At 46.3% G+C, this 13095-nt stretch carries 11 protein-coding genes; 2 read left to right on the top strand and 9 right to left on the bottom strand.

Annotation, left to right across the window (positions count from 1 at the left end; genetic code table 11):
• Positions 1–115 precede the first annotated feature (115 nt).
• Entirely contained in the window at positions 116–673 is a 558-nt protein-coding gene (locus DYH48_RS20105; RefSeq protein ID WP_115335740.1) for a porin family protein, read from the top strand.
• A gap of 139 nt (positions 674–812) precedes the next feature.
• Here the strand turns inward: DYH48_RS20105 and glnG are convergent, their stop codons facing one another.
• From glnG to ppnP, 8 genes are all read right to left on the bottom strand, one after another.
• Complete coding sequence (glnG, locus tag DYH48_RS20100) at positions 813–2225, bottom strand: nitrogen regulation protein NR(I) (protein ID WP_006079736.1); 1413 nt, start codon at positions 2223–2225, stop codon at positions 813–815.
• A 38-nt stretch (positions 2226–2263) separates the two neighbouring features.
• A complete protein-coding gene (gene glnL / locus DYH48_RS20095; protein ID WP_115335739.1) occupies positions 2264–3310 on the bottom strand; it encodes a nitrogen regulation protein NR(II) in 1047 nt (348 codons plus the stop codon).
• 153 nt (positions 3311–3463) lie between these two features.
• Complete coding sequence (locus DYH48_RS20090) at positions 3464–3970, bottom strand: DUF4124 domain-containing protein (RefSeq protein ID WP_115335738.1); 507 nt, start codon at positions 3968–3970, stop codon at positions 3464–3466.
• A gap of 192 nt (positions 3971–4162) precedes the next feature.
• Positions 4163–4789, bottom strand: coding sequence for a glutathione S-transferase family protein (locus tag DYH48_RS20085; protein ID WP_115335737.1), 627 nt, complete (start codon positions 4787–4789; stop codon positions 4163–4165).
• Between the two features lie 134 nt (positions 4790–4923).
• A complete protein-coding gene (locus DYH48_RS20080) occupies positions 4924–5616 on the bottom strand; it encodes a type 1 glutamine amidotransferase domain-containing protein (protein WP_115335736.1) in 693 nt (230 codons plus the stop codon).
• A gap of 71 nt (positions 5617–5687) precedes the next feature.
• On the bottom strand, positions 5688–6845 hold the full coding sequence (locus DYH48_RS20075; RefSeq protein WP_115335735.1) for an iron-containing alcohol dehydrogenase: 1158 nt from the start codon (positions 6843–6845) through the stop codon (positions 5688–5690).
• 183 nt (positions 6846–7028) lie between these two features.
• Positions 7029–7625, bottom strand: coding sequence for a TetR/AcrR family transcriptional regulator (locus DYH48_RS20070; RefSeq protein ID WP_006079742.1), 597 nt, complete (start codon positions 7623–7625; stop codon positions 7029–7031).
• Positions 7626–7912: 287 nt separating this feature from the next.
• Complete coding sequence (ppnP, locus tag DYH48_RS20065; RefSeq protein ID WP_006079743.1) at positions 7913–8224, bottom strand: pyrimidine/purine nucleoside phosphorylase; 312 nt, start codon at positions 8222–8224, stop codon at positions 7913–7915.
• Between the two features lie 358 nt (positions 8225–8582).
• Here ppnP and DYH48_RS20060 point away from each other — a divergent pair, with 358 nt between their 5' ends.
• The gene (locus DYH48_RS20060) at positions 8583–10538 is read left to right on the top strand and encodes a methyl-accepting chemotaxis protein (protein ID WP_115335734.1); all 1956 of its coding nucleotides are present in this window, start codon (positions 8583–8585) and stop codon (positions 10536–10538) included.
• A 139-nt stretch (positions 10539–10677) separates the two neighbouring features.
• Here DYH48_RS20060 and ovoA read toward each other — a convergent pair whose 3' ends face one another.
• Positions 10678–12792 (bottom strand): 5-histidylcysteine sulfoxide synthase, encoded by a 2115-nt coding sequence (gene ovoA, locus DYH48_RS20055; protein ID WP_115335733.1) that lies wholly within the window; start codon positions 12790–12792, stop codon positions 10678–10680.
• Positions 12793–13095: the final 303 nt, after the last annotated feature.

Genomic DNA, 13095 nt, shown 5'->3' with positions numbered 1-13095 from the left:
GCTGAATCAATGCTGTATGGTTTGTACTTTGATAATTTAAACAATGACACTTATTCATCGCTTATTGTAATATCCGCGCCATCTAATACTTACGTTAAATCATTATGGAAATATGATGAATAAATTATCAATTGTTGCTATCTCTATACTATCAGCATTCGCGGCTACTCAAGTATCTGCTGCAACCGACACTACTGGATTTTATGTGGGTGGCGCATTAAATAGAGTCACAGCTGATGCTTTTGATGGTTCAGAAACCGGTACTGGTGTGGGCGTATACGGTGGCTATAACTTCAATGAGTGGTTTGGTTTAGAAGCTAACCTGTTCGCCACTGGCGACTTAGGCGATAAGGATGTTGATATTAGTGCTGGCGCATTAAGCTTCACACCTAAATTTACTGCACAAATCAATGATATTTTCTCTGCCTATGCCAAAGTGGGTATCGCATCTATGGCTGTGAATGTTGATGGCTATGGTTACGATGAAGACTTTACTGGTTTTGGTTGGACTTACGGTGTAGGCGTTAATGCCGCCGTAACAGAACACTTAAATATCCGTGTAAGCTATGATGTCACTACGGGCGATTTAGATGCAGACCGTAGCTATTTAGGGTTAAACGATATTGACACCGATATTAAGCAATTCGCTGTAGGTGTGCATTATCAATTCTAATTTCTTTATATTTGGCATATTTAATTAATGCCAATGAAAAGAATTTAAAATAAAAAGGGATATGAAAATATCCCTTTTTACTTTTTTATTATTAATAATCTTGTGTCGGGATTACGAGTGATAACGTTATTTTATTTACTCAATCCATCGACAGCTCTTTGAGTTTTCGCGTTAAGGTATTTCGTCCCCAGCCTAAACGTTTCGCCGCTTCCTGTTTATGGCCTTGAGTATGGCGCAGCGCAGTTTCTAACAGTATGCGTTCGAAAGCGGGTTGTACCTCAGTTAATAGATCGCTGTTTCCTTCCGAGAGTTTTTGATCTATCCACTCAGTCAGTGCCGATTGCCAATCTTGGCTGCCTTTCGCCGTGTGGGTGACACTCACAGGATCTTTCAGTAATTCTGGCGGTAAATCTTGGGGTAAAATTTCTTGCCCCGATGCCATTACGGTTAACCAGCGGCAGGTGTTTTCGAGTTGTCTGACATTACCGGGCCAAGGCAATTGGGAGAGCTTTACCGCGGTCTCCTTGGTCATTATCTTAGTTTCCACGCCAATTTCCTTCGCTGCCGAGGCGAGGAAATGGGTGGCGAGTTGGGGAATGTCTTCCCGTCTTTGTGACAGTGGCGGCAAATGCACGCGGATCACGTTGAGACGATGGAACAAGTCTTCCCTAAAGCCGCCTTTTTGCACTAATAATTCAAGATCTTGGTGGGTCGCCGCTATGATACGCACATCCACTTGCACCGCATTATGGCCACCGACGCGGTAGAATTGACCGTCGGCAAGCACTCTGAGTAATCGTGTTTGTACATCTAGCGGCATGTCGCCGATTTCATCTAAAAAGAGCGTGCCGCCGTTCGCTTGTTCGAAGCGACCTTGGCGGACATTGGCTGCGCCAGTGAAGGCACCTTTTTCGTGGCCGAATAGCTCAGATTCGATCAAATCCTTAGGGATCGCAGCCATGTTCAGCGCGATAAATGGCTTATCTTTACGTGGGCTGTGTTTGTGTAATGCACCCGCCACGAGTTCTTTACCTGTCCCAGATTGGCCATTGATTAGCACGCTGATGGATGAGCGTGAAAGCCTGCCTATGGCGCGAAACACTTCCTGCATCGCTGGCGCTTCACCTATGATTTCGGGTGTTTTGACTTGGGCTTCCTGCGCGGGTGCGGGGCTCTGTTCAGTGGCATGGGTGAGTGCGCGCTCGACCAGTGAGATCGCTTCATCGATGTCGAAGGGTTTAGGCAGATACTCAAATGCGCCCGCTTGATAGGCACTGACTGCGCTGTCTAAGTCCGAGTGGGCCGTCATAATGATCACGGGAATATGGGGGTAATGTACTTGCAATCGTTCGAGCAGGCTTAAACCGTCTGTGCCTGGCATACGGATGTCCGACACTATCACGTGCGGTTGCGATATTTCTAAGGCCTGCCACAGGGATTCGGCGGCGGCAAAGCTGGCGGTACTGAGCTTGGCACCTTGAAGTGCCTTTTCGAGTACCCAACGTATCGAGCTGTCATCGTCGAGGATCCACACTTGTTCACTAATTCGCATCTTGCTTCCTCATACGGTATGGGTAGGTACTGTCGAAATTATTTAGCGCCTAAAATCGGTAATGAAATGATGAATTCGGTGTGCCCAGCGCTGGAGAGGCAATCGATTCTTCCCGAGTGTAAACGGGCAATATTATGGGCAATTGAGAGGCCTAAACCTGAACCTTGCTCACGACCTGTCACCATTGGATAAAATAATGTGTCCATTAGCTCAGGCGGTATACCGGGGCCGTTGTCGATAATCGATAGGGTTAACACTAGCTTGTGACGCTGTGAACCTATGGTGACTTGGTGTTGAGTGCGAGTGCGGATCAAAATTTCGCCGCCAGAATGCTCAAGCGCCTGCACCGCATTTTGTAAAATGTTGAGCACGGCTTGCTGCATTTGGTCTGGGTCCATCTCGATATCGGGAATGGATGGATCATAATCCCGTTTGAGTTGGATGTTGGCGGGCAGCGCCATTTCAACTAATTTATAGACCTTTTGCACCACTTGATGGATGTTGTGCAGACTGTGCTGTGTTGGCCTTTGGGGGCCGAGCAGGCGATCCACTAAATTACGCAGTCGATCGGCCTGCTCAATGATGAGAGTAGTGAATTCCTTCAGCGCCGGATCATCCAGCTCCCGCGATAACAATTGCGCCGCACCGCGCAGGCCGCCTAAAGGATTTTTGATTTCATGGGCTAAGTTGCGCACTAAAAACTGTGCCGCTTGCTGCTGGGCATCTTGACTCAGTTGCTGATGAATGCGTCTTTGTTGGTCGACTTGGCGCAGTTCGAGCAGGCTGAGTTCAGCCTCATCATCGAGGGGAATAAGGGTTAAATCAACGGTATGGTGCTGACCATCGAGCGTGACTAGGGCCGCTGTATTGACCGTTAAGCCTTGGCCAGCCTTTACCGCATCCCTCAATAACTGGGCTTCGACACCGAGGATTTGATAATGCTCAGGTAAAGTTTGTTCAACGAGTCTATGGCTGCCAACACCTAATAATTGCTCTGCTGCTGCGTTGGCATAACAAGGTTTAAGATCCTTATCTATGACAAGTACAGCGGTAACTAAATGATTGAGCAGTGTCTCTTTATCCATCGACCGTTCCTAGAAATAGGGTTGCACCACTATGGTGCACCAATCTGGTGCAAGCTGCAACTTGTCTTCATCAAACGGTTTAGTCTTGGGCGTTTAATCTAACTCTATGTATTTAAAGTTTTTATACTAACTTTATCTATGCATTGAGTGGCATTAACGCTTAGCTGCTTGATGAAGAAATATCTTTCTTGGTGAACTTGATGCAAAGACTTTGCCGTTTTGAGTCAAAGCGTCAACGACTATGGTATGTTCACCCCGGTCGATGTTTTTGAGTTTGAAGGTACCGCCAATTTGCGGCTGACCGACGGGGGTGCCATCGAGTTTGAGGACCATTAAATACTGGCTTTTTAGCTCAGGGGTGATAGTCGAAACGACGTCGAAATCGCCATTATTATCTCTGACGGTTTCTTCTTCTGCTGGGGAAGTGATATTAACTTGATATTGAATAGATTCAATTGCTTGGTTTGCGTTATTTGAGTCTGTTTTGGGCAGAGGAAGGGCAATTTGATTTAAGGTCTTCTCTTTTAGCTCAACGACTTGGGCATTTGGCTGCGGCTCATCTGAGTAATGGACTTTGCCATCTTTATCGACCCATTTATAAACCGTCGCTTGCGCTAACATGCTAAATAGCACTAAGCCGATGAGTGTGAGTGAACGCATGCTAAAGTCCCTGTAGCCTTGAGAGAGAGTTAATCAAGATTAGTCTCTTTTACATCAAAAATCATGGTGTTTGTTATGCGGCGTCGCTACATGGAAGGCGTAAAACGCGACAGTAAAGGGGAGCTAGAAATCGGACTGGGTTGAACGAACTGAAGTTCGGGCATACTCATGTACCCGAACTCGAGTTGTAAATTACACGCTTGCGTCGAGTTGTTTCTCGATCTCACTCGCTTTAACCCAAGCGGCATGCTGGGATAATTGAGTAGCATAGCGTTGAATGTGTTCAAATTTTTCGAGGTCGCCACTATTAGCCAGTAGCTCCACCACGAAGGACATCATGATATCCGCACCTGTGAGCTTGTCTGCAACCAAGTAGGTTTTACCAGCCAACATATCATTGAAGTAGTGGCTTATCTTACTGACTTCTATCGCGGCATAACCTTCAAGGAAGTTGGTTTTACAGCCATCCTTTTGCACGAACATGCGCAGTAACAAAGGCAGCATGGCTGAGCTTTCGGCAAAGTGTAGCCATTGCAGATAACTGACATAGTCTGCGCTGTCTCTGGCGGGGGCTAAGGTATCCGCCGCATATTTTTCAATAAGATATTCGGTGATCGCACCCGATTCGGCTATCACTTGACCGTCCATTTCGATAACGGGTGATTTGCCCAACGGATGAATTTGCTTAAGTTCGGGTGGCGCGAGAAAAGTCTGGCTATCACGTTGATAACTCTTAATTTCATAGGGTTGACCGAGTTCTTCTAGCAACCAGATGATACGTTTAGAACGTGATTTATTGAGATGGTGCAAGGTGATCATTGGCTTCCCTTTTGCTGTGAGAGTACATTTTTAGCTATCGCACCATTATGGTGCGAGAACTATTTCTACCGTATTTAGCACACTCGCGCTTGTCATTATGTACTTCAAGCTGAGTATGTTACGTCATTTATCGCTTAGCCTCTGGCGTTCAATTGCGCGACTATGGCCTGCGCAACGGCTTCGGATGATCCTGGGTTTTGACCTGTGATCAAATGGCCATCTGCGACAACAAAGCTTGTCCAATCATCACCTTTGACATAAGTGCCGCCGTTTTTCTGCAGCATGTCTTCGACTAGAAATGGCACGACATGAGTGAGTTGCACGGCTTCTTCTTCAGAATTACTGAAACCGGTAACGCGCTTGCCGCTGACCAATGGCTTACCATCACTGGCTTTAGGGTGCAGCAGTGCCGCAGGCGCATGACAGACGAGCCCTAGGGGTTTATTCGCTTGATAGAACTGTTCAATCAAGGCGATAGAATGTTTATCTTCGGCAAGATCCCACAGTGGGCCGTGGCCGCCAGGATAGAAAACCGCATCATAATCTGCTGCGTTAATTTCACTTAAGCGAGTGGTATTTGCTAGCAGTGCTTGTGCCTCAGGATCTTTACTGAAGCGCGCAGTGGCTTCAGTTTGAAAGTCTGGCTCATCACTTTTTGGATCGAGCGGTGGTTGACCGCCCAATGGCGAGGCTAAGGTAATGTCAAAACCTTTATCTTTAAACTCATAAAAAGGTGAGGCGAATTCTTCGAGCCAAAAGCCGGTTTTTAAACCTGTGTCGCCGAGTTTATCGTGTGAAGTTAGTACCATTAATATATTCATTTTCATACCTTTACCTTAGTTGCTCACATCTATACGTGTGAGCTTTGGGTTTAGTTCAATCAGGATACGGTTTGGCGTTATAGGGCTAAGGTCAAAATGTCACGACTCATTGCTGGGTCAATATTGCCGTGTTCGCCAAGAGCCACCATGCCGTGCAGTTCAAGCTGTTTTACTAGGATATCAACGTGGCTGGCATCGAGATCATAGGCAGATAAATGTGTCGGTATGCCCATGGCTTCGAAGAAAGCCTTAGTTTTTGCAATAGCGGCATCGATGCGCTCGTCATCGGTACCTGTGTTGATGTGCCACACTCGGTCTGCGTACTGGAGTAACTTTTCGCGCTTAGCCTCTTTGGTACATTGCAGCAGGGCAGGCAATACGATTGCCAATGTACGCGCATGGTCGATGTCGTAAAGCGCAGTCAGTTCATGGCCTATCATGTGGGTTGCCCAATCGTGCGGAACGCCTACGCCAATCGTGCCGTTGAGTGCCATAGTGGCGACCCACATTAAGTTAGCGCGAATGTCGTAATCTTCGGGTTGAACTAGTACCTGTGGACCAAGCTCAATCAAGGTTTGTAACAGACCTTCGGCAAATCTGTCCTGTACGGCGGCGTTGACTGGGTAAGTGAGGTATTGCTCTGTGATATGCACAAAAGCATCGACTACACCGTTGGCCACTTGGCGTTCTGGCAGGGTGAAGGTTTTCGTCGGATCGAGTATTGAGAATTGTGGATAAACCAAGTCATTACGGAATGGCAGCTTAGCTTGCAGTGATTTTCTGGTCACTACGCTGGCGTTGTTCATTTCTGAACCCGTCGCAGGCAAGGTTAATACTGAGCCAAAAGGCATAGCTTGAGTTACTTTTGCGCCCCAGCTAGTAAGAATATCCCAAGGTTCACCTTCGAATACTGCTGCAGCGGCAACAAATTTAGTGCCATCGATAACAGAGCCACCACCCACTGCAAGGAGGAAGTCGATCTTCTGTTCGCGCACTTGGGCGACGGCTTTCATTAAGGTTTCATAGGTTGGGTTTGGCTCAATGCCATCGAACTCGACGATGAAACGATTGCCCAATGATTGTTTAACTTCATCTAGCGTGCCGGTTTTTCTGGCGCTGCTGCCGCCAAATAGGATCATGACTTTAGCATCGCTCGGTACTAAAGCATCAATTTCGGCGATAGTGTCTTTACCAAAACGGATACGGGTTGGGTTGTAATAGTTAAAATTTAGCATGGATGATTTATCCCTTATTACTTTAAGTGAGCTACTTTAAATTAGCAGTGTTAAATGCGCTGCGTTAATTAATCGCCCGTTAAATTAGTAGACCAGTCGTCTAATTCTAGGGCGTAAAAATGTATTCTTTAAAAATCTAGGCTGACTGATATCAGCAAATATTGGTCTTGAATCGGTATTAAGTTAAAGAGCCGTTTTAGGCGTTAAAATAGCTTTAGTCGTCACGATCGCACGTTCGAGTGCCGCGGGGCTGTGGCCTAACTTGTTCATTAAGCTGGCACCTAACCACATGTGATACAACATTTCAGCGGTCGATTGCGGATCTTGCTCGGCGATTGAACCGTCGTTTATGCCAACTTGAACACAAGTGGTTAACCTGTCTATGATGCCGGCGGAACCTTTAAGTAAGGCAACTCGCATGGCTTCGGATAAATCGGCCACTTCAGCACTGAGTTTCACGACGAGGCATTTTTGATCTACGCAGCCATCAGCTTGTACGTGCAACCATTGTTGCCAGTACTGCATCAAGCGTTGATAGCCCGTCAGTGTTGAGTTATTGAATAATGCGTCTAAATCTAACTGATATTTTTCGAAATAATCAGTTATGAGCGCTTCACCAAATTGTTCTTTGGATTTGAAGTAATGATAAAACGAGCCTTTAGGCACTTCGGCCGCTTGCAGCAGTAGTGATAAGCCGACGCTGGAGAAGCCTTTTCGTACGATCAGCTTATAGCCGATGTCGAGAATGTGCTGGCGAGTGGATTGAGTTTCAATTTTCATGTGGTATAGGATAAATCAAAATAGACCGGTCGTCTAGTATTGTTTTTATCGGCGATATCAACACGCCCGATTTAGTCTTCTTTAAGTCGCGAGGTTTAAGCTGTCTTGGGTCTGCCTAATAAAGCTATCAAATTGATAAAAAGCCAGACGGATAAAGCATGCAGAGGGTGAAATTGTGGCAAGGAGAAATGGTTCGGTAGGACAAAATACCCACAGTGCTGAGATAAACCGTCACTGTGAGCATTAGATTCATAATTGATATTGAAACTTTTACTCAATCAAGATGGTTACAGGTAGCTGCAACAGTACTCTGCAATGGCTGTGTTACGAATTTTAAAGCTGACATTTGCAGCCAGTTCAAACTGAGTTCCTTCGTTAAATTCTTGCCAAGTGGTCGTTTCTGGTAGTAACACCTCAAAACGGCCGCTAATCACTTCCATTATTTCGCCTTGTGAAGTCGAGAACTCATACTCTCCAGGCTGTACTACGCCTAAGGTTTGCTTACTACCATCGGCAAAAAATACGCTACGACTGGCAACTTTACCATCAAAGTAAATATTGGCTTTTTTAGATACAGACACTTGCTCGAGTAAACTCATTTTTCATCCTCTATAAATTGGCTTGAGATGAATTTATATGCATATTTAATAAATTTCAATGCATTATTTGCCGCATGGATGTGCGTATTGAATATAAGCTGATGCTAACGTTCGGTTTATAAAGTGTTTTCCACTATATCATTTTGTTTGAAATGGTCGTTATGGCTTGGCTGTCATTTAAAGTTATTAATCATTTTTCTATTTAAAAAGAATGAGCTGGCAGCATTTAGGTGAACTTTTGATGAAAATAGTCTGCGCCGCTTTGTTTAGCTGAGATTCTTCTCCTATAGTTTTAGGGCAGATTTAATTTTGCAAAAAGTGAATGAATGGAATTAGAAGCGCGACAAGGAGTCTCACCATGGGTTTTACTCGTAAAATTCAGCTGATCAGTTTATTGATTGTCCTATTACCCCTCATATTTGCTACCGCGATAGTGACTTACATTGCTCGGGATGAGTTATTTGCCGAGGCTCAGTCTCGTTTAGTGGCGGTGCGCGAGATCAAGCAGCGACAGATTGTCGGTATGTTTCAGGACTTTTCAGATAACCTGCAGGCCGTCAGTGCGGTGATCGCCAGCCAAAAAAGCCTCGATACTATCTCCGATCTGGATGAGACCTTAAAGTCGTTAAATAAGTCTTTAGGGTTCTATGATCTGTTCATCATTCGGGATGACGGCACTGTGTTTTACACCGCCGCGAAGGAGTCGGATTTCGGCACAAATCTTCGCACTGGGCCTTATCATGATTCGGGATTAGCGCAGTTATTCAATAAGGCTTTGGGGGCTACTGGTACTGTATTATTGCAAGACTTCTCCGCATACGCCCCTTCAAATGGCCAACCCGCGGCATTTATTGGTCAGTCGATTCAATTCAATCAGCAAAGATTGGTGGTGGCAGCCCAAGTATCAATTGACCGCATCAACCGAGTTATGCAGATCCGCGAAGGTATGGGGCAAAGTGGCGAGACCTATTTAATTGGCCCCAATAAGCGCATGCGTTCCGATTCTTTTCTTGACCCGAACAATCGCACTGTGACCGCTTCCTTCGCTGGAACGGTTGCCCAGAATGGTGTTGACACACTTGCGGTGAAAGAGGCGCTGGCGGGTAAGACTGGTGTGATGCAAGTGAATGACTACAATCATAATCCGGTGTTATCTGCCTATTCTCCCGTTGTTGAACTTGGCTTACGTTGGGGTTTAATGGCTGAAATTGATGTGAGCGAAATCGCGGCGCCGGCTTATCGAATGTTGTTTATTGGCTTATTTGTTTGCGTGGCGGCCTTAGTGCTGGCATTCGCTGCTGCTAAGTTAGTCACAGGATTTGTGTTGAAGCCACTCGGCGGTGAGCCTGAGGACATGTGCAATTTGACCAGCATGATCGCCTCTGGCGATCTCACCCATAATCTACCCCATGTTCAAACGGATAATCATCTGATGAGCTGGTTGGCCCGGATGCAAACAAAGCTCAAAGAAATCATTAGTCAGCTGGTGGGCGTTGGACATGAACTCGAATCCGCCGCTGAACAAAATTCTGCCGCTATGACCCAAGCCGATTGCAGTATTCAGATGCAGGCGAAAGAGACCGATATGTTAGCAACCGCAGTCGAAGAAATGAGTTATGCCGCCGCTGAAATCAGCACTAATACGCTTAAATCCTCCGATGAAGTGTCAGCCTGTACCCATTCGAGTGAAATTCTTTCGCAAAATTTAGCCAGTACACGTAAAAGCTTGAAAGTGACCTTGAGCAGTTTTGCGACCATTCATCAACAGGTGGGCAGCCTTGAAGCCGACAGTCAGAAAATCGGTTCGGTATTGGCTGTGATTAATGCGATTGCTGAACAAACGAATCTGCTGTCACTTAATGCGGCGATTGAAGCGGCGAGAGCTGGTGAACATGGTCGTGGCTTTGCCGTAGTTGCCGATGAGGTGCGCCAGTTAGCGGTTAAGGTTCAGTTGGCGACTCAGGATATTGGCCAAGTGTTAAAAGGCATTCAACAGCAATCTGGCGTGTTGGCGCTGCATAGTGTGACTTGTACTACTGAAGCCTCTAAAACAGCAGAAGATGCCGATGGCATGCAAGCCGCAGTGGATGACATCGCTTTACGTTTGGAAACCTTAAAGGCATTAATGATCCAAACCGCCACCGCCGCGGAGGAGCAAACAACGGTTTCGGCAACGATTGCGCAGGGGATTGCGGGCTTGAGCGTGGCGGCGGAAGAAAATAGCGCGGCGATCAGCCAAGTGGCAGCGAGTACGCGTAGTTTGTTAGGGTTAGCGAATCAGCTTGGTTTAACAACGGCACAGTTTAAGGTGTAGGTATTTGCGCTGTATTTGCCGTGTTCAACCTTAGTTGATGCTGCAAAGATGACTGAGCTGGATGTTACACATCCGCCAGAAATGGATTTCTGGCGGATATTTTTATTGAGACTTCAGTTGTTTATTCCATGAGTGAGCATTAACGCTTACGCCAAATTGTCATTTCTGAGACAGAATGTTGGAATTTGCGTTTAGTCTCGCGGATGACGAAGGGGATTTCCTTCACTGCGACCAGCTCAAATTGGCCGATCAAGGTTTCGGTCAAGCCATCTAAGGTGGTGAAGTTCTCTCCTTTGACTTTAGCACCACCGAGCCATTTATCCTTGGGCGTATAATCCTCCAGCCAAGTGTACGGCGAAGTAATAACAAGGTATCCACCTTGATTAATCCGCTGGGCAATACTGGTTAAAAAGTGCTTAGGATCGTTCAGTCTGTCAATAAGGTTCGAGGCATAAACCAAGTCATAACCTGTATACATTGGCTTTAAATTACAGGCATCACCTTGCATAAAGTTGACTTTTTTCGCCTCAAGGCCATAGCCAAGTTTAGCTAGGCTCGCGCTCTTAAATTCCTGTAAGTCGCCCTCGGTACGTATGGTGTAACGTTTTTCACCTTGTTCGGTCAGCGCATAGGCCTGTTGAATAAAGCGCGCCGAAAAGTCGATACCATCAACATGATCAAACACTTTTGCCAGTTCAAAACTCGCTCGGCCTACGGAGCAGCCGATGTCGAGGGCTTTAGCCGTATGGGTGAGTTGAATTTCACTTAGCGCTTGCTGTACGCCATTGACGCAGAAGTTAGCAACCCCGAAATATTCGGCGCCATAGTGGAATTCAAGGTATTGGGAAATTAGTTCATCAGTTTCGTACACATTGACCTCGGCCATTTGGGCGGGATTTTGCGTGGATTCCACATAGCGGAAGCCAGCGTGTTGATAAAAATGTCGACGAAACGCATAGCGTGACGAAGCAATGGCTTCATTACCTGTGGAGATCCACGAGCCACCTTTGATGAGATTATGCTTACCATCGAAGGTTGGAGTCGAAAAATCATCGTAGAGCGGATGCACGGCAAAACCATTAAAGCCATCGATTGCGGTTTCTGTCCATTGCCAAACATTACCGACAATATCGAAAAAGCCATTATGTTCGAAGCGATTCACTGGGCAAGAAGAGGCGTAATAAGCCAAAGCAATATTGCCCGGCACTTCGTGCCAATCGGGCGCATCGGCGGGCACATTCTCGCGTAAGATGTACCATTCGGCTTCCGTCAGTAGGCGAATGTTGCTTTGCTTTTGCTCGGTTTTCCAATTGCAGAAGGCCTTAGCTTCGAGTTGATTCACTTCTACAGGCCAGTTTAATGGAAGCGGGATTTCTTCCGCTAAGTTACGTTGCCACCATTTATCTTGTTTTAAGCGCCAAAAACGCGGCATTTGAGCTTGGGTGTAAGCGAGCCAAGCTTGACCTTCTTCATTCCAAAATTGTGGTGAGCGATAGCCGCCAGCTTCGACGAATGCGAGATACTCTTGATTCGAGACTAAGAATTTAGAGGCCTTAAAGTCGGCAACATTAAAGATTTCATGGCCGTATTCGTTGTCCCAGCCGTAGGTTTGATCTTGTTCAGTTTTACCTAAGGTCACTCTCTGCCCTTTTACTGCCAGTAAACGGTTGGTTTCGGCGGCGGCGAAGTCTTGGCACGCAGCCCAGAGGCTGTTGGGCGCGACATGTTCCAATGGCAGTTGGCGGATGATCACCGATGAGGTTTCTAAATGAATACGCTCATGTTCAATGCCCATCAAAATGATCCAAGCTGGGCTGTCTTGAGTGATCGGCAGCGCCAGCGGCATTTCATCAATCACGCGATTGACGACAGCATTAACTTGTTGGCGATAGCTGCGCACTTCTGCCACGTTCGGCCATGGGTAATGTTGCTCGTTCAGATCGTCCCAAGACATCTCATCGACACCAATGGCAAACATGGATTCGAAGTTGTCGTTTACCCGTTCGTCGAGAAATTTGCCGAGTTTGAGTTTGTTGATATAGAAAGTGGCCGTATGGCCAAAATAAAAGATCAACGGATGGCGCAGCGGCTCGGCTTTGAGGTAATAGGCGCTATCTTCTTGGATCAAATCAAACAGTGACTCGTACAGAGCCCATGTCTGATTAAAGTACTGCTTAAGCTCTAGACGCTTTCCTGCCTCAGTTTCACCAATTAGCTTAAGGGTTTGAGGGGGTTGCGTTATGGGCTTATCCATAGGCAAGTAAACTCCGTATTTATCGGCCTGCGGTGCAAGCATGGGAATATGAATCTATCGTGTGTGACTCTATACGCGATTACTGGGCTCAGGATCACTTTGTCAGCTTAATGTGTGTTCTTATCTATCGACCCCTGACAAAGTAACAGAAAGGTGGCGTGAGTTTAAAGCTTCAAATGTGGGGGAATAGCCTTCTTTAGTAAACAACATTGAGGGTATGTTTAAGTAATAGTTCGAGTTACAAAGTGATTTATTATTAACTGCTTATTAATTCTTTTTCCGCACACAGACGTGTTTGTTTTG

Origin of the sequence: Shewanella baltica, from assembly GCF_900456975.1 — a bacterium.
GTDB lineage: Bacteria > Pseudomonadota > Gammaproteobacteria > Enterobacterales > Shewanellaceae > Shewanella > Shewanella baltica.
Note: the sequence above shows the minus strand (reverse complement) of the source record. Positions and strands in the feature narration are given on the sequence as shown.